Below are 16,482 nucleotides of genomic sequence, written 5' to 3'. Positions count from 1 at the left end.
CCTCGGCCTAGCCTTGGCCCATGAGCGCTCGCGTGGGAATCGTGATGGGGTCCGACTCCGACTGGCCGACGATGAAGGCCGCGGCCGACCTTCTCGACGAGTTCGGGATCGAGTGGGAGGCCGATGTGAAGTCGGCCCACCGGATGCCGCAGGAGATGCTCGACTACGGGCGAGAGGCCGCCGGGCGCGGCCTCTCGGTGATCATCGCGGGTGCCGGTGGCGCTGCCGCGCTCCCCGGGATGCTGGCCTCGGTGACGCCGCTGCCGGTGATCGGCGTGCCGGTGCCGCTGAAGTACCTCGACGGTCTCGACTCGCTGATGTCGATCGTCCAGATGCCCGGCGGCATCCCGGTCGCCACGGTCGCCATCGGCAACGCCAAGAACGCCGGCATCCTCGCCGCCCGCATCCTCGGTGTCGCCGACCCCGAGCTGCAGCAGAAGCTGGTGGCGTACGAGACCTCGCTGGCCGACCTCGCCCGCGAGAAGGGCGAGGTCGTCCGCCGCGCCACCTCGGGCGGAGTCTCGGGCGAGTGAGCCTCAGGGCAGCAGCTTCAGTCCTTTGACCAGCTTGTCGATCGTCCGGCGGGGTCCGAGAAGACTGATCGCGTAGTAGGTCAGGTCGGCGCCGCGGCTGCTCCCGACGGCGAAGAGGTAGTCGTCGTAGACCCGGGTGTGCTGCGCCTGGGTCGGCATGTCGATGACCGCGACTCCGGGCTGCGCGACCGCCTTGCGCCGCAGCTCGGTCAGCCGCTCGGTCGGGGCACCGAGAACGGTGCAGCCGATCCACGGCAGCCCGGGGTGGGTGGACTCGTCGGCGTCGACCGCGTCCTCGCCGAGGATGCCGGTCGTACGCTGCGTGGTCGCCCCCGCGACGCAGACCGCTGCGTTGACCGCGCGGCCGGCGGGGAGGTCCCGGTCGACGACGACCACCCACTTGAGCGGCACCTCCCGCGTGCTCGCGGACTGGTCGATCTCCTCCGGGGCGAACCCGACCCGCGCTGTCTCGACGCCTGTGCTCATCGTTGTGACTCCTGTCGTTCGTCAACTGATCTGGGCTCAAGTCTTGTGATCGTCAGGCTGTGACACAAACAGTCCGAACATTGTCAGGAGATGGCGCTATTCTGGCGTGCATGGATGAGGTCGACCGTCAGATTCTGGCCGCCTGGACGATGGATGCACGGCGGAGCCTCCGCGACATCGCCGCCGAGGTCGGCGTATCCGCGACCACCGTCCACGACCGCGCCCGCGCGATGCAGCGGCGCGGACTCATCCGCGGCGCCTACCTCGACATCGACCTGCGGCAGGTCGACCGCGGCGTACAGGCGCTCGTCGCGGTGCGCATCCGACCGCCCTCGCGCGCCAACATCGAGTCGTTCCGCGACTGGGTCGGCGCGCTGCCCGAGGCCGTCGGCGTCTTCGTCACCTCGGGCCGGATGGACTTCATCGTGCACGTCGCCGTCGCCGACAACGACGCCCTCTACGCCTTCGTGATCGACCGCCTCACCTCACGTGCCGAGATCGCCGACGTCGAGACGTCGGTGATCTACGAGCACATGCGGACGATGACGTTCGAGCCCTGAGCCTCAGCCGTCCTTCTCGAGGCGGAGCATCAGCAGGTGGTAGCCGAGGGCCTTGCCGTGGCCGTCCAGGCCGGAGTAGCCGGTCACGCCGCCGGCAAGGACGGACGGCACCCGGAAGACGAGGGCGGGAAGGTGCGGTAGCTCCGTGCGCTCGACGGGCTCGGTGACGGCGTAGTGGCCGGCGACCGCGTCGGGGGTGAGCACCTCGGCGAGCAGGGCGTACGCCTCCCCGTCCCGCGGCAGCACCGCCAGGATCAGGGTGTCGCCCTTGTCGCCGGCGCGGACGTCGGCGAGGTCGTCGACGATCAGCTCGCTCATCGCTCCTCCATGATGGTCACGGTCGGGGAGACCAGGTCACGAGGCACCAGGCAGGACCGGACCACGAGGGTCTGCTGGACGCCGGTGCGGGCGCCGCCGCCGCCGGCCGGGCCGTTGGTGTAGAGGGACTCGACCTCCCAGCCGACGAGGCGCGCCTGGGCGGCGTCGGCGGTGCGGGCGGTGACGCGGAGGCGTACCTCGATCGGTTCGTTCGCCGGGGCCAGGCCACGGAACGCCGCACCGGCCCCGATGAGCTCGACCCCGATCGCGTCCGCCGGGATGCCGTGGACGGTGGTGAGGCGCTCGCTGACGATCTCGGCGGCCAGCTCGGCCCGCGCCCGGGCGCGCGGCCCGGCGTAGGAGATCTGGCCCTCGCCGAGCCAGCCGCCGCGGAAGCCGAGGGTCACCTTGAGCTCGTCGGGCCGTGCGGTGCCGCCGGCGCCGGAGACCTCGACCCGGTCCGGGCCCGTCTGCTGGAACGAGACGCCGGAGAAGTCCGCGGTGACGTCGGGGGTGAGGTACGCCTCGGGTCGGTCGACCTCGTAGAGCAGCTGCTCGGTCGCGGTCCGGACGTCGAGCCGGCCGCCGCTGCCGTCGACCTTGCTCAAGGTCGCCGCCCCGTCGGGGCGTATGTCGGCGAAGGGGAAGCCGAGCCGGGCGAGGCCGGGGACGGGCTTGGTGACGGGGTCGGCGAAGTAGCCGCCCGTGAGCTGGCCGGCGCACTCCAGGAGGTGTCCGACCACGGTGCCGGCGGCGAGCCGCTGCCAGTCGTCGTCGGCCCAGCCGTACTCGTGCTGCAGCGGTCCGAGGTAGAGCGCCGGGTCCGCGACCCGGCCGGTGACGACGACGTCGGGCCGCTCGGCGAGCGCCTGCCGGATCCCGTCGGCACCGAGGTAGGCGTTGGCGGAGACGAGTTCGTCCGGGCACCGGGAGAGCGGCTCGCCGGTCTCCCACAGGATCGGGTCGAGGCTGCGTACGGCTGCCAGGGCGTCGTCGCCGGTGACGACGGCGACCCGGGTGGGGCGGCCCAGCGCTCGGGCGACCTCGGTGACGCGACGGCCGGCGGCGAGCGGGTGCGCGGCTCCGGAGTTGGTGATGATCCGCGTCCGGCCCGGCTCGATCACGGGGAGCACGGCGCGCATCCGTGCCTCCAGCAACGGGTCGTACCCCTCGTCGGGGTCGGCCAGTCGGCGCAGCTGGCCGGCGGCGACGGTCCGCTCGCCGAGGCACTCGAAGACCAGGTAGTCCAGGTCACCCTCGCGGGCGAGCTCGACGGCAGGGTCGATGCGGTCTCCGGCGAACCCGGCGCCCGCTCCCAGCCGGATCACGAGGCCCACACCGGGATGACACCCGTGACCAGAGCGACGGCGAGCATGACGACGGAGACCAGCCAGGCCCAGCCGATGAGGTGGCGGATGTGCTTGCCGATGTCCACCCCGGCGAGGCCGACCAGCAGGTAGAACGAGCCGGTGAGCGGGCTGATCGGGAAGCCGACCGTCTCCTCACCGAGGATCGACGCCTGGGCGATGTCGGCAGCGGCGATCCCGTGCATCTCACCGACGCTGATCAGGACCGGAAGGACGCCGAAGTAGTAGGGGTCCGGGCCGAACACCAGGCTGAGCGGCACCGCCAGGATCGCGATCAGGACCGGGAGGATCGGAGCCGCGCCGTCCGGCAGCGCACCGGCGGCGGTCTTGGCCATCGCCTCGATCATGCCGCTGCCTTCGAGGATCCCGAGGAAGACCCCGGCGGCGATCAGCGTGGTCGCCATCAGCATCGCGCCCTTGGCGTGCGCCTCGATCCGGTCGGTCTGGTTCTTCAGGCCCGGGTAGTTGATGAGAAGGGCGATGACCACGGCGACGAGGAAGACCAGCTCGGGGGTGGCCACGGCGGTGACCAGGGCGGCGATGGCCGCCACCGTCAGCGCGACGTTGACCCAGAACAGTCGAGGTCGGCGGAGCTCCTGGTCCTCGGGGCTGAGGGCGGCGTACGCCTGGCCGGGCTCGTCGACGGACGTGGCTGTGTCAGAGCCATCGCTCGCGGCGGTCGCGCTCGCGAGCCGGCGGGTCTCGCGGCGGCCGAGGAACCAGGCGATCGCCAGGACGGCGACGATGCCGGCGAGCTGAGCGGGGATGAGCGGGACCCACAGCTCGTTGGCCGGTACGCCGGAGGTGGCCGCCGCTCGGGCGGTCGGGCCGCCCCAGGGGACGATGTTCATGACGCCGGCGCCGAGGCCGACGCAGGTGGCCAGGACGAGCCGGCTCATCCCGAGCCGGTCGAAGAGCGGCAGCATCGCCGGGATGGTGATCAGGAAGGTGGTCGCGCCGGCACCGTCGAGGTGGGCCGCCATGGCGAGGGTCGCGGTGGCGAGGCAGACGGTGACGGGCGCGTTCCCGGCGAAGGCGACGATGCGCCGGATGATCGGGTCGAACATGCCCGCGTCGCGCATGATGCCGAAGTAGACGATCGCGAAGACGAACATCGCGACCACGCCGACGACACCGCCGAGGCCGCCGGCGACGAACTCGCCGATCTCGGTCGGGCCGAAGCCGGCGACGAGGGCCGTCACGACGGGGACGCCGGCGAGCGCCACCACGGCCGCGACCCGGTTGGTCAGGAGGAGGGCGAGGATCACCGCGACGGTGACGAAGCCCATGAGTGAGAGCATGGGACGAGTGTGATGACGCTCACTTGTTCCTGTCCAACACCAATAACCGATAGATTGATGTGTCGTGGGCATCGATCTGACGCTTCGTCATCTGCGAGTGGTCCTCGCCGTCGCCGACGCCGGCGGCTACACCCCGGCGGCGCGTGAGCTCCATGTCGCCCAGCCGTCGCTGAGCCGCACCGTGCAGGAGGTCGAGCAGCGGATCGGCGTACCCCTCTTCGAGCGCACCACGCGGCGGGTCAGCCCCACCTTGGAAGGCGAGGAGTTCCTCGCCATCGCACGGCGGCTCGTCGGGGAGTTCGACACCGCGCTCAACCACTTCGAGGGCTATCTCGCCGGCACTCGGGGTGCGGTCTCCGTGGCCGCGCTGCCGTCGTTGGCGGGCACGATGCTCCCGCCGGTGCTCGCAGCGTTCCGGCGGGCGCACCCCGAGGTGTCGGTGACGGTGAAGGACGGGTTCTCCGAAGAGGTGCTCGATCTCGTCGTCCGTGGCGAGGTCGACCTGGCGGTCTCGGTCGCAGCCCGCGTACCGGACAGCATGCGACTGCGCCACATCGCGGTCGACTCCTTCGCGGCCGTGTTGCCGAGCGACCATCCGTTGGCCTCCTCGGAGAAGCTCCGGTGGACGGATCTGGCCGGGCACCCGTTCGTCGCCTTCGAGCGTCTCTCGAGCATCCGCAGCTACGTCGACCGGGTGCTCGCCGAGACCGACACCCGGATCGGCACCCTGACCGAGGCGCGCAACATCGGCGCCGTCGCGGGTCTCGTCGCCGCCGGTCTCGGGATCACCGCGGCGCCCAGCCTGGTGCTGCCGATGATGACGTTCGCCGACGTGGTGGTGCGCCCGCTCGCCGAGCCCGTGGTCGAGCGCGACATCTGCCTCATCCACGACCCCCGGCGGCCGATGTCGCGCGCCGCGCAGGAGCTCATGCATCTCCTGGTCAGTGCGGGGGAGCGGGAGATCGCCTCGCCGCCAGGTGTGCGGTGGGTGCCGTCCGCGTCGGATCAGGCCTGAGCGCGCTGGCGCTCGAACCAGATCTTGCTGGGGCAGGTGTCCATGACCATGGGTACGCCGGCCGCGGTGGTGCGCTCGAAGGCCGCCTCGTCGACCACGCCCATCTGGAACCAGACCCCGCCGGCGCCGATCGCGACGGCCTCGTCGGCGAACTGGCCGGCGGCCTCGGAGCGGCGGAAGACGTCGACGACGTCGATCTTGCCGACGGCCGCGGCGGCCTCGGCCAGGGTCGCGTAGACCTTCTCGCCGAGCACCTCCTTGCCCTCGGCCGCGGCGCCGGGATGGATCGGGATGATCCGCTTGCCGTGCTGCTGGAGCTCCTGGGCGATGGAATAGGCGGTGCGCCACGGGTCGCCGGAGAGCCCGACGACGGCCCACGTCTCGGAGTCGTCGAGCAGCGTGTCGATGGTGTTCTGGTCGAGCCATGCGGCGGTCATGTGTGGCACAACGACAAACGCGCTTCCGGGATTCCGTCACCCACCGACGTACTGGCGAGTAGTAAGCAGGCATAGACTCCGAGACATGAGTGCCGAGTACCCGCTGTTCGCCCTCTCCGAGGAGCACCAGGAGATCCGCAAGGCCATCCGCGAGATCTGCGACGCCAAGATCGCTCCGGCTGCGGCCGCCGTCGACGAAGAGGCTCGCTACCCGCAGGAGGCTCACGACGCGCTGGTCGAGACCGAGTTCTTCGCGCCGCACGTGCCCGAGGCGTACGGCGGTGTCGGTGCCGACGCGCTCGCGACGGTGCTGGTCATCGAGGAGGTCGCGCGGGCCGACGTGTCGGCCTCGCTGATCCCTGCGGTGAACAAGCTGGGCTCGCTGCCGGTGCAGATCGGTGGGTCCGAGGAGCTGAAGAAGAAGTACCTCGGCAAGCTCGCCGCCGGTGAGGGCAATTTCTCCTACTGTCTCTCCGAGCCGGACGCCGGGTCGGACGCGGCGAACCAGAAGACCCGCGCGGTGCGCGACGGGGACGGGTGGGTGCTCAACGGCGTCAAGCGCTGGATCACCAACGCCGGCGTCTCGGAGTACTACACGGTGCTCGCCATGACCGACCCCGAGAAGCGCTCCAAGGGCATCTCGGCCTTCGTGGTCGAGAAGTCGGACGAGGGCGTCTCCTTCGGTGCGCCGGAGAAGAAGCTCGGCATCAAGGGCTCGCCGACGCGCGAGGTCTACTTCGACAACGTACGCATCCCTGCCGACCGCATCATCGGTGAGGAGGGCAAGGGCTTCACCTATGCGATGCAGACCCTGGACCACACCCGGATCACCATCGCGGCGCAGGCCGTCGGGGTCGCGCAGGGTGCGCTGGACTACGCGCTGGAGTACATCAAGGAGCGCAAGCAGTTCGGCAAGCCGATCGCCGAGTTCCAGGGGCTGGAGTTCATGGTCGCCGACATGGGCATGAAGATCGAGGCCGCCCGCCAGCTCACCTACGCCGCCGCCGGCCGCTCCGAGCGCGGCGACAAGGACCTGACCTTCTTCGGTGCCGCTGCGAAGGCGTTCGCCTCGGACGTCGCGATGCAGGTCACCACCGACGCGGTCCAGCTGCTCGGCGGCTACGGCTTCACCCGCGACTACCCGGTCGAGCGGATGATGCGCGACGCCAAGATCACCCAGATCTACGAGGGCACCAACCAGGTCCAGCGGATCGTGATGGCACGCCAGCTCCTCGCCGGCATCCAGTCGAACCTGTGACTCGTTGATCTCGGTGCGCTCCGTCCTCGTGGTGGGGCGCACCGAACCCGTCTCTGCTCGTGTCGTCGCACCGCTATCGTGGCCGGCATGAGCAACGACGGGTTTCGGCTCCGCCAGTGGGAGGAGTCAGACGCGCCGGTCCTGCTCGCTGCGTACGCCGGAGCCGGGATGGAGACCGAACGCCCGGCCGGGGTGGAGACCCTCGCGGGCGCCGAGCGACTGATCGCCGGCTGGGCCGACGACGCCGCGGCCGACCGCGCCCACACCTTCGCCGTCGTCGACGGTCGCGAGATCCTCGGGCAGATGCGGGTGATGACCGAGATGCGCGCGCACAGCATCGGCTGGGTCTCGTACTGGACCCTCGAGAAGCACCGCGGCCGAGGCGTCGGCAGCACCGGCCTCAAGCTCCTCGCGAAGCACTGCTTCGACGAGCTCGGCCTCTTCCGCCTCGAGACCGGCCACCGCCTCAACAACCCCGCCTCCTGCGGCGTCGCCACCTCCGCCGGCTTCCTCCCAGAGGGCATCGAACGCCAAAAGCTCCTCTACGACGGCGTCCGCTACGACACCGAGACCCACGCCCGCCTCGCCACCGACCCCGACCCCGCCTGACGAGAAGTCAGTTTGGTCGGTCGAGACGGCACGTACGTCGGTCGAGACGTCAGTTAGGTCGGCCGAGACGGCACGTACGTCGGTCGAGACGTCAGTTAGGTCGGCCGAGATGGTACGTACGTCGGCCGAGAAGTCAGATTGGTCGGTCGAGACGTCAGTTGTGCAGATCGAGTCGTCACCAAGTGCCATCTCGGCCGACGGCACTGACGCTTCGGCTGTCGTACCTGCCGTCTCGGACGACAGAAGCGACGTTTCGGCCGTCGTAAGTGACGTCTCGGCCGACAGAACTGACGTCTCGGCCGACAGAGGTGCCGCTTCGGCGGGGGCGAGTCAGTCTTGTACGCGGCCGCGGAGCTGTTTGGTCTGGCTGCGCTGGCGTTTGGCGTCGAGGCGGCGTTCTTTGGAGCCGCGGGTGGGTCTGGTGGGGCGGCGGGTGGGAGGGGGTGGGGCTAGGAGCTCGCGGATGCGGGTGGCGAGGCGTTCGCGGGCGGCGATGCGGTTGCGGTGCTGGGAGCGCTGCTCGTGGGAGACGACGGCGATCGGGCCGGACGTGCGTGAGCGGAGGCGTGCGAGCTGAGTCTCGGAGAGGGCGGCGGAGGTGGCCGGATCCCAGGAGAGCTCGACGCGGGAGTCGGTGGTGTTGACCGACTGGCCGCCGGGGCCGGGGGAGCGGGAGAAGCGTTCGACCAGCTCGGAGTCGGGGATGAGGAGACCTTCGGGCAGCCCGGGGCCGGGCGGTACGCGGAGGTCTTTCACCTGATCAACCCTAGACCGATTAGGGTTTGCGCCGTGAGTGGAGACCTCGTGCGTTCGGCGGCAGAGCTGGAAGAGGTCGTCGGCTCACGTCCGGCGGCGACGATCCTCAAGGTGATCGACCATCTCGACGACCACTGCCGGGAGTTCCTGAACCGCTCTCCGTACGCGGTCGCCACCGTCTTCGACGACAGCGACCCACTCGGTGCTCCCCGCACCGAAGGTGTCGCCGACCCCTCATCCTCTTCCCCGGACCGGCTGGACCTTCCCGGTCTCACCCACGGCGCCGAGGGTGCTTCGGTGGGGGTGGTGGCGCTGGTTCCTGGCTACGGCGAGACGGTCCGGGTGAACGGCCGGCTCGGCCTCGAGGGCGGCCCCCACGTACGCGTGGAGGAGGCCTATCTGCACTGCGCGAAGTGCGTGATCCGCTCGAAGCTGTGGGCCGACGTCCCGGAGGACCAGAAGGATCTCGACGCCTCACCGAGCAAGGGCGCCGACCTGGACGCGGTCCCCGGCGCACGCGAGCTCCTCGCCCGTTCGCCGTTCGTCGCGCTCGGCACGGTCGACGCCTCCGGCGGCGCCGATGCCAGTCCCAAGGGCGACCCGGCGGGCTTCGTCGAGATCCTCGACGCGACGACGCTCGCGGTCCCGGACCGGCCGGGCAACCGGCGTACCGACACGTTCCACAACCTCGTCGAGCGACCCGAGATCGCGATGCTCGCGGTCGTGCCCGGGCTCGAGACGGTCCTGGAGATCCGCGGCACCGCTCGGGTCAGCCGCGACGAGGAGCTCCGCAAACGGATGGTCGTCCAGCGCAACGTGCCCAAGGTCGCCGTGCTCATCGACGTGACCGAGGTCGAGCTGCGCCCCGACCCGGCGATCGCCCGGCTCTGGGCGGCCGAGGAGCGGATCGCTCCCGGCGACCTGCCGCGCGCGGCGCGGATCTGGACCGACCATCTCGCGCTCAACCAGACATCGGGCGAGCCGGCCCCGGTCGCCGAGATGTACACCGCGGAGCAGGCGCTCGCCACCGGGCTCGAGCAGGACTACACCACCGGCGTCTACTGAGGCAGGCGGCTCACCGGACGGTGCCGTGGACCTCGCTGCGGAGCCGGGCCATGGTCGCGTCGAGGTCGGCCGCGGTGCGGGCCGCGGCGCCGAGCTCGTCGCGCAGGGTGGTCGGGACGGTGCCGTCGTACTTGTAGTAGATCGAGTGCTCGACGCTGGCCCAGAAGTCCATCGCGATGGTGCGGATCTGCAGCTCGACCGGGACGTCGACGGCGCGGTCGGAGAGGTAGACCGGCACCTTGATGATCAGGTGGAGGCTGCGGTAGCCGTTGGGCTTGGGCTCGGCGATGTAGTCCTCGACCTCGACCACATCGACGTCGGACTGGCTGCCGAGCATCTCCATGATCCAGTAGACGTCGGAGACGAACGGGCAGACCACCCGGATGCCGGCGATGTCGCGGATCTGCTCCTCGAGCGCCTCGAGGGTCAGCGGGCAGCCGATCTTGCGGGCCTTGGCGAAGAGGCTCTCGCGTGACTTGAGCCGGGTGCGTACGTGCTCGATCGGGCTGTGGTCGTGAGTGTGCTCGAACTCCTCGCGCAGGATCGCGATCTTGGTCGAGACCTCGTCGATCGCGAACTTGTAGCGCATCCGGAAACGGGCCAGCTCCCGCGCCATCTCGTCGCCGCTGGCCGCAACGAGATCGACCAGCCCGTTGACCGGGCTGTCGTCGACTGTGGTCATCGTCCCCTCCTGATGGACCCCATCTTTGCAGGCAACGGCAAGCCCGATAGATTGACACCCCTCGGGGGATCGATGACTGTGTACGGCAACCCCACGACTAGGAACCTCCCCCACATGCGCATTCTGCTGCTCGTCTCGGCATTCAACGGTCTGACCCAGCGGGTCTGGTGTGATCTGAAGGAGAACGGCCACGACGTCGGGGTCCTGCTGGCGCCGGTCCACGACGAAGCCTCGATGACCGAGGCCGTCGACGAGATCGCGCCCGAGCTGATCCTGTGCCCCTTCCTCAAGCACCGGGTTCCGGAGTCGATCTGGGGCCGCTACCCGACCGTGGTGATCCACCCGGGTGCGGTCGGCGACCGCGGCCCGTCCTCGCTCGACCACGCGACGCTCGACGGGCGCGACCGCTGGGGCGTCACCGCCCTCTCCGCCGTCGAGGAGATGGACGCCGGCCCGGTCTGGGCGACCAAGACCTTCGCCATGCCCGAGGTCCCGATCGCGAAGAGCGCGCTCTACAACGGCCCGGTCGCCGACGCCGCGATGGACTGCGTCGCCGAGGTCCTCCGGATGGTGGCCGCCGGTGAGCGTCCGAAGCCCGCCGAGGAGTGGCCGGTCGAGGTCGCGGGCACCGGCGAGCTGCCGCTGCTGCGCCGCAAGGCCTTCGAGATCGACTGGTCGGCCCCGGCCACCGAGATCGCCCGTCGGATCGCCGCGGCCGACGGCGCCCCGGGCGCCCCCGCGACCATCGACGGCATGACCTACTGCCTCTTCGATGCCGCCACGACCACCGAGGACAACCCCGGAGCCACCCCCGGCACCGTGGTCGGCGTGGACACCGACGCGGTCGCGATCGCCACCGGTGAGGGCACCCTCTGGGTCGGCTACGCCGCCACTCTCGCGGCCAAGCGCGGCCCCAAGCTGCCGGCGGCGTGGGTGCTCGAGACCGAGCACGCTCCGTACCGCGCCATGCCCGAGGCCCTTGCCGAGTCGACCTACGAGCGCGAGGGTGACATCGGCTACCTGACCATCCGCTCCTACAGCGGCGCGATGCACACCCAGCAGTGCCACCGGCTGACCGACGCGGTCCGCAAGGCGCTCGTCGAGGACACCGCGATCCTGGTCGTACGCGGCACCGAGCACGCCTTCTCCAACGGCATCCACCTCGGCGTCATCGAGGCGGCCCCGGACCCGGCGGCCGAGGCCTGGGACAACATCCGCGCCATCGACGAGCTCTGCCTGGCGCTCGCGGAGGCCGAGCAGCTGACCATCGCGGCGTTCACCGCCAACGCCGGTGCCGGTGGTGTGATGGCCGGCCTCTGCGCCGACATCACGGTGGCCCGCGAGGGTGTCGTGCTGAACCCCTACTACGACATGGGCATCTTCGGCTCCGAGCTGCACACCTGGGGCCTGCCGAGCCGGGTCGGCAACGAGAAGGCCGACGAGCTGCTCGGTGCGAAGCTGCCGATCTCTGCGGCCGAGGCCGCGCGCATCGGGATGATCTCCGACCTCGGCCCGCGCGAGGCGGCCGCGTTCGACGGCTGGCTGCGGGCGCTCGCGAAGAGCTACGTCGAGCCCGAGGCGTACGTCCCGGCTCTGGCGGCCCGCGAGTCGCGCCGTGCCTGCGCGATGCCGATGTCCTACTACCAGAGCATCGAGCTGGCCGAGATGGCCCGCGACATCTTCGACGACCGCTACGGCTTCGCCGCCAAGCGGAAGGCGTTCATCACCAAGGCCGCGCCCACCGAGACGCCGGCCAAGATCCGCTTCTGACCCTTCCTTCCAGGCCGAGGCGTCACGTACGCCGGTCGAGATGGCACTCAGGTGACCACTCGGCCGACGTGGGTGACGCCTCGGCCTGTTTGCGTGACGCCTCGGGATCTCAGGATCCGAAAACACCAAAATAGTTAATCTCGACTGACTTACTCTGGTTTGGATGGACCAACCCAGAGGAGAGTCATGACGATCCGCCCCACACCCCAGCGCTACACCGTCATCGCCGCCGTGCTCGCGGCCCTGCTCCTGGGGCTGACCGCCTGTGGGGGCGGCGGCGCCAAGGCCACGCTCGCCGCGGACGCGGCGATCCCCGACAAGGTCCCGGAGGGGACCGTCCTGCGCCTCGGCCTCCCCACGACCGAGGTCGCGCTGAAGGCGTCCGGCCTGATCGACGAGGTCGAGGGCTACGAGATCGAGTGGGCCAACATCTCCGGTGGTCCGAAGAGCATCGAGGCGTTCCGTGCGGGTGCGCTCGACGCGAGCTCGGTCGCCGACATCCCGCCGCTCTTCGCGACCTGGACCAACACCCCGGTCAAGATCGTCGCGGCGACCGAGAACCCCGACCCGCTCGAGAACCCCATCTACGAGCTCGGCATCGCCCCGAAGGCGAAGGTCACTTCCCTGAAGGACCTGAAGGGCAAGAAGATCGCCTACTCACCCGGCCAGGCCCAGGGTGCGCTGGTGCTCAAGACCGTCGCCGCGGTGGGCCTCACCCAGGACGACGTCGAGCTCGTCGAGATCCAGAGCGTCGACGACACCTTCTCCAACGCGCTGGCCTCCAACCAGGTCGACGTCGCCCCGCTGGGTGGTCCGCAGCTGACCTCCTACCTGGCCAAGTACGGCCGGGACGGGGCCACCTCGATCCGCACCGGCATCCGCGACGACGCGACCGTCGTCTACGGGCCGGAGGAGACCTTCGAGGACGCCGGCAAGGCGGCCGCGTTCCGGCACTTCCTCGGACTGTGGGTGAAGGCCGAGAAGTGGATCACCGAGCACCCGAAGGAGTGGATCCAGGCCTACTACGTCGACCGCGAGGGGCTGACCTTCGAGGACGGCAAGAAGGTCTTCGAGACCTCCGGCCAGCGGATCATCCCGGAGAGCTGGGACGGGGTCATCGAGCGTCACCAGGAGACCGCGGACATCCTCGTGAAGGAGCAGGGACAGCCCGAGATCGACGTGGACGACCTCTACGACCGGCGCTTCGAGACGGTCATCGCCGGGGCAGTGAAGGGCGGTCGGTGATGGCGAGCGCAGCAGTCGAGGCGCCCGTCGACGCCATCTCGCCGAAGACCGTCGACCAGCGCGTCGTCCGCCGCCGTCTCGGCCCCGGGCCGCGGATCCTCGGCACGCTCTGGATCGGGCCGGTCCTGCTCCTGGGCCTGTGGGTCATCACCTCGGCGACGGGCGTGCTGGATCCGCGTACGTTGTCGGAACCGTGGGTGGTGGTCGAGACCGCTCAGCGGCTGATCGCCGACGGACGGCTCACCGACGCGCTCGCCACCTCGGCCTACCGGGCCTCGCTCGGGCTCGTGATCGGGGTCGCCGTCGGTCTGGCGCTGGCGCTCCTCTCCGGGCTCAGCCGGGTCGGGGAGGCGCTGATCGACGGGCCGGTGCAGGTCAAGCGGGCCATCCCGAGCCTGGCGCTGATGCCGCTGCTGATCCTGTGGCTGGGGATCGGGGAGCCGATGAAGGTGATCACGATCGCCCTCGGCGTACTCATCCCGATCTACATCCACACCCACAACGGTCTGCGTGGCATCGACAGCCGCTACGCGGAGCTCGCCGAAACCGTCAGCCTGCGGCGGGGCCAGTTCGTCCGGCACGTGGTGCTGCCGGGTGCGACCCCGGGCTTCCTGCTCGGGCTGCGGTTCGCGGTGCTGAACGCACTGCTGTCCCTGGTGGTCGTCGAGCAGGTCAACGCGACCAGCGGCATCGGCCACATGATCACCCTCGCGTCCAGCTACGGCCAGACCGAGATCATCGTCGTCGGCCTGGTCGTCTACGCCCTGCTGGGCCTGGTCACCGACGGCATCGTCCGCTTCATCGAGAGAAAGGCACTGGCATGGCGACGCACGCTCGAGAGTCACTGACATCACCCGAAGGACCGGCCGTACGCGTCGAGGGGCTGCGCCGCAGCTTCTCCGAGGCCGGCGGGGTCCTCAACGGGCTCGACCTGACCATCGCCCGCGGCGAGTTCGTGGCGCTGATCGGGCGGTCCGGCTCCGGAAAGTCCACCCTGCTCCGCGCGCTGGCCGGGCTCGACCGCTCGGTCTCGGGGTCGGGGGTCGTGGACGTACCCGAGCGGGTCTCCGTGGTCTTCCAGGACTCCCGGCTGCTGCCCTGGCGGCAGGTGCTGGACAACGTGATCCTGGGGCTGTCGGCTCCCTCGGCTCGGGACCGTGGCCTCGAGGCGCTCGCCGAGGTCGGCCTCGAGGGGCGCGACAAGGCCTGGCCCCACGAGCTCTCCGGGGGTGAGCAGCAGCGCGCGGCACTGGCCCGCTCGCTGGTCCGCGACCCCCAGCTGCTGCTCGCCGACGAGCCGTTCGGCGCCTTGGACGCGCTGACGCGGATCAAGATGCACAAGCTCCTCCAGAAGCTGTACGCCGCCCACAACCCCGCCATCCTGCTGGTCACCCACGACGTCGACGAGGCGATCGCGCTCGCCGACCGGGTGATCGTGCTGGTGGACGGCGTCGTCGGCTCGGACATCCGCATCGACCTCGGGGGCAGGCGGAGCCCTGGCGACCCGCGGTTCGCGGCGCTGCGTACCCAGCTGCTCGCCGAGCTCGGCGTGGTCGAGGAGGAGGTGGCCTGATGGGTGCGCGACAGCTCCACTTCAACCTGTTCCTGCACGACACCGGCCACCACGAGGCGTCCTGGCGGCTGCCCTCCTCGGACCCGCACGCCAACCTCTCGCTTGAGGCCCACCAGCACCTGGCGCGGGTGGCCGAGGACGCCAAGTTCGACTCGCTGTTCCTCGCGGACTCGCCGGCGATGTTCGGCGAGCCGGGGCGCCGGCCGGCGGGACGGATCGAGCCGACCGTGCTGCTGGCCGCGCTGGCGGTCTCCACGCAGCGCATCGGCCTGATCGCGACCGCCTCGACCTCCTACAACGAGCCGTTCAACCTGGCCCGGCGGCTGGCGTCGGTGGACCATCTCTCGGGCGGGCGAGCGGGGTGGAACATCGTCACCACGGCCGGGGACGCCGCGGCGCGCAACTTCGGGCTGGAGGGGCAGCCGCTGCACAAGACTCGGTACGAGCGGGCCGACGAGTTCCTCGACGTCGCCACCAAGCTGTGGGACAGCTGGGCCGACGACGCGGTCGTGGCCGACAAGGAGGCCGGCGTGCACACGCTGCGCGACCGGGTCCGGCCGATCTCGCACAGCGGGGCGTACTTCTCGGTCGAGGGGCCGCTCAACCTGGCCCGCCCGCCGCAGGGCCACCCGCTGCTCGTCCAGGCCGGTTCCTCGGAGGACGGCAAGGAGTTCGCGGCCCGTTGGGCGGAGGCGATCTTCACCGCCCAGCCGACGCTGGCGGAGAGCCAGGCGTTCTACGCCGACATCAAGCGTCGGGTCCTGGCCGCGGGCCGCAACCCCGATCATGTGCTGGTGCTGCCCGGGATCGTCCCTGTCCTGGGCGAGACCGAGGCGGAGGCGCGCGAGCTCGAGGAGGAGCTGGACCGGTTGATCGCACCGGAGTACGCGATCGTGCAGCTGGCTCAGCTGCTGCGGGTGGACCCGGACCGGCTCGACCTGGACGCCGAGCTGCCCGACGACCTGCCCTCGGAGGAGGCGATCGAGGGCGCCAAGAGCCGACGTACCCTCGTCGTCGACTGGGCCCGCCGCGACCGGCTCACCGTGCGCGAGCTGATCGGGAAGCTCGGCGGCGGCCGCGGGCACCGCACCTTCACCGGCACCCCGGTCCAGGTCGCCGACACCATCCAGCACTACTTCGAGAACGGCGCCGCCGACGGCTTCAACATCATGCCCGCCGTGCTCCCCTCGGGCATCGAGGCCTTCACCTCATCTGTCGTACCGATCCTCCAGGAGCGCGGCCTCTTCCGCACCGAGTATGCCGGCACCACCCTCCGCGACCACTACGGCCTCCCGCGCCCCGCCAACCGCCTGGACCCGGCTGCAGAGGAGGCAGCCTCGTAACTCCCCCCGATCGCCGAGTCGGCGCATCTGCCCCGCTGGGGGATGCCGAGTCGGCGCATCTGCCCCGCTCGGATGCGCCGACTCGGCGCGTATTTCTGGGGCAGTTGCGCCGACTCGGCGGGATCTGGGTCGGCGGCGGGCGGCGTGGCGCGCTTTCCCGCCAT

General features: G+C 70.5%; 18 protein-coding genes. 11 read left to right on the top strand and 7 right to left on the bottom strand.

All coding sequences use genetic code 11. The features are described from left to right. Positions 1–20 precede the first annotated feature (20 nt). Complete coding sequence (gene purE / locus IEY81_RS06830; RefSeq protein ID WP_189117719.1) at positions 21–533, top strand: 5-(carboxyamino)imidazole ribonucleotide mutase; 513 nt, start codon at positions 21–23, stop codon at positions 531–533. Positions 534–536: 3 nt separating this feature from the next. Here the strand turns inward: purE and IEY81_RS06825 are convergent, their stop codons facing one another. Continuing rightward, positions 537–1,019: a DUF2000 domain-containing protein gene (locus IEY81_RS06825; RefSeq protein ID WP_189117718.1), complete on the bottom strand. Its 483-nt coding sequence runs from the start codon at positions 1,017–1,019 to the stop codon at positions 537–539. A gap of 110 nt (positions 1,020–1,129) precedes the next feature. Here IEY81_RS06825 and IEY81_RS06820 point away from each other — a divergent pair, with 110 nt between their 5' ends. Further along, entirely contained in the window at positions 1,130–1,579 is a 450-nt protein-coding gene (locus IEY81_RS06820; protein ID WP_189117717.1) for an Lrp/AsnC family transcriptional regulator, read from the top strand. Between the two features lie 3 nt (positions 1,580–1,582). Here the strand turns inward: IEY81_RS06820 and IEY81_RS06815 are convergent, their stop codons facing one another. The 3 genes from IEY81_RS06815 to IEY81_RS06805 are packed head-to-tail and all read right to left on the bottom strand — an operon-like array spanning position 1,583 to position 4,565. Further along, a complete protein-coding gene (locus tag IEY81_RS06815) occupies positions 1,583–1,897 on the bottom strand; it encodes an AtuA-related protein (protein WP_189117716.1) in 315 nt (104 codons plus the stop codon). Then, positions 1,894–3,234, bottom strand: a complete 1,341-nt coding sequence (locus IEY81_RS06810; protein WP_229787462.1) for an acyclic terpene utilization AtuA family protein — start codon at positions 3,232–3,234, stop codon at positions 1,894–1,896. Before IEY81_RS06810 ends, IEY81_RS06815 begins: the two co-directional genes overlap by 4 nt. Further along, positions 3,222–4,565 (bottom strand): CitMHS family transporter, encoded by a 1,344-nt coding sequence (locus tag IEY81_RS06805; RefSeq protein ID WP_189117715.1) that lies wholly within the window; start codon positions 4,563–4,565, stop codon positions 3,222–3,224. Before IEY81_RS06805 ends, IEY81_RS06810 begins: the two co-directional genes overlap by 13 nt. 64 nt (positions 4,566–4,629) lie before the next feature. Here IEY81_RS06805 and IEY81_RS06800 point away from each other — a divergent pair, with 64 nt between their 5' ends. Further along, positions 4,630–5,580 carry a LysR family transcriptional regulator gene (locus tag IEY81_RS06800; RefSeq protein WP_189117714.1) on the top strand — a complete coding sequence of 317 codons (951 nt, stop codon included), beginning with the start codon at positions 4,630–4,632 and terminating at the stop codon, positions 5,578–5,580. On the opposite strand, the gene IEY81_RS06795 is transcribed toward IEY81_RS06800, so the two are convergent. Further along, positions 5,571–6,017 carry a CoA-binding protein gene (locus IEY81_RS06795; RefSeq protein WP_189117713.1) on the bottom strand — a complete coding sequence of 149 codons (447 nt, stop codon included), beginning with the start codon at positions 6,015–6,017 and terminating at the stop codon, positions 5,571–5,573. The genes IEY81_RS06800 and IEY81_RS06795 overlap by 10 nt on opposite strands. 85 nt (positions 6,018–6,102) lie before the next feature. Between IEY81_RS06795 and IEY81_RS06790 the strand changes: the two genes are divergently transcribed. Both IEY81_RS06790 and IEY81_RS06785 read left to right on the top strand, forming a co-directional pair. Further along, on the top strand, positions 6,103–7,275 hold the full coding sequence (locus IEY81_RS06790) for an acyl-CoA dehydrogenase family protein (protein ID WP_189117712.1): 1,173 nt from the start codon (positions 6,103–6,105) through the stop codon (positions 7,273–7,275). An 87-nt stretch (positions 7,276–7,362) separates the two neighbouring features. After that, positions 7,363–7,884: a GNAT family N-acetyltransferase gene (locus IEY81_RS06785; protein WP_189117711.1), complete on the top strand. Its 522-nt coding sequence runs from the start codon at positions 7,363–7,365 to the stop codon at positions 7,882–7,884. Between the two features lie 330 nt (positions 7,885–8,214). Here the strand turns inward: IEY81_RS06785 and arfB are convergent, their stop codons facing one another. Next, the gene (arfB, locus tag IEY81_RS06780; protein WP_189117710.1) at positions 8,215–8,640 is read right to left on the bottom strand and encodes an alternative ribosome rescue aminoacyl-tRNA hydrolase ArfB; all 426 of its coding nucleotides are present in this window, start codon (positions 8,638–8,640) and stop codon (positions 8,215–8,217) included. Positions 8,641–8,673: 33 nt separating this feature from the next. On the opposite strand from arfB, the gene IEY81_RS06775 reads away from it, so the two are divergent. Beyond that, positions 8,674–9,705 carry a pyridoxamine 5'-phosphate oxidase family protein gene (locus tag IEY81_RS06775; protein WP_189117709.1) on the top strand — a complete coding sequence of 344 codons (1,032 nt, stop codon included), beginning with the start codon at positions 8,674–8,676 and terminating at the stop codon, positions 9,703–9,705. Positions 9,706–9,715: 10 nt separating this feature from the next. On the opposite strand, the gene IEY81_RS06770 is transcribed toward IEY81_RS06775, so the two are convergent. Continuing rightward, positions 9,716–10,387, bottom strand: a complete 672-nt coding sequence (locus IEY81_RS06770) for a GTP pyrophosphokinase (RefSeq protein ID WP_189117708.1) — start codon at positions 10,385–10,387, stop codon at positions 9,716–9,718. A 114-nt stretch (positions 10,388–10,501) separates the two neighbouring features. Here IEY81_RS06770 and IEY81_RS06765 point away from each other — a divergent pair, with 114 nt between their 5' ends. The 5 genes from IEY81_RS06765 to IEY81_RS06745 all read left to right on the top strand — a co-directional run bounded on the left by IEY81_RS06765 (position 10,502) and on the right by IEY81_RS06745 (position 16,318). After that, positions 10,502–12,157 (top strand): enoyl-CoA hydratase-related protein, encoded by a 1,656-nt coding sequence (locus IEY81_RS06765; RefSeq protein ID WP_189117707.1) that lies wholly within the window; start codon positions 10,502–10,504, stop codon positions 12,155–12,157. Between the two features lie 186 nt (positions 12,158–12,343). Further along, positions 12,344–13,402 carry an ABC transporter substrate-binding protein gene (locus IEY81_RS06760; RefSeq protein ID WP_189117706.1) on the top strand — a complete coding sequence of 353 codons (1,059 nt, stop codon included), beginning with the start codon at positions 12,344–12,346 and terminating at the stop codon, positions 13,400–13,402. After that, positions 13,402–14,250 (top strand): ABC transporter permease, encoded by an 849-nt coding sequence (locus IEY81_RS06755; RefSeq protein WP_229787460.1) that lies wholly within the window; start codon positions 13,402–13,404, stop codon positions 14,248–14,250. The genes IEY81_RS06760 and IEY81_RS06755 overlap by 1 nt, the downstream gene beginning before the upstream one ends. Continuing rightward, positions 14,223–14,975 carry an ABC transporter ATP-binding protein gene (locus IEY81_RS06750; RefSeq protein ID WP_189117704.1) on the top strand — a complete coding sequence of 251 codons (753 nt, stop codon included), beginning with the start codon at positions 14,223–14,225 and terminating at the stop codon, positions 14,973–14,975. The genes IEY81_RS06755 and IEY81_RS06750 overlap by 28 nt, the downstream gene beginning before the upstream one ends. Continuing rightward, positions 14,975–16,318: an LLM class flavin-dependent oxidoreductase gene (locus IEY81_RS06745; RefSeq protein WP_189117703.1), complete on the top strand. Its 1,344-nt coding sequence runs from the start codon at positions 14,975–14,977 to the stop codon at positions 16,316–16,318. The genes IEY81_RS06750 and IEY81_RS06745 overlap by 1 nt, the downstream gene beginning before the upstream one ends. Positions 16,319–16,482: the final 164 nt, after the last annotated feature.

It is taken from the genome of Nocardioides luteus, from assembly GCF_014648595.1.
GTDB lineage: Bacteria > Actinomycetota > Actinomycetes > Propionibacteriales > Nocardioidaceae > Nocardioides > Nocardioides luteus.
The sequence above is the reverse complement of the archived record's forward strand: the minus strand, read 5'-3'. Positions and strand labels throughout refer to the sequence as shown.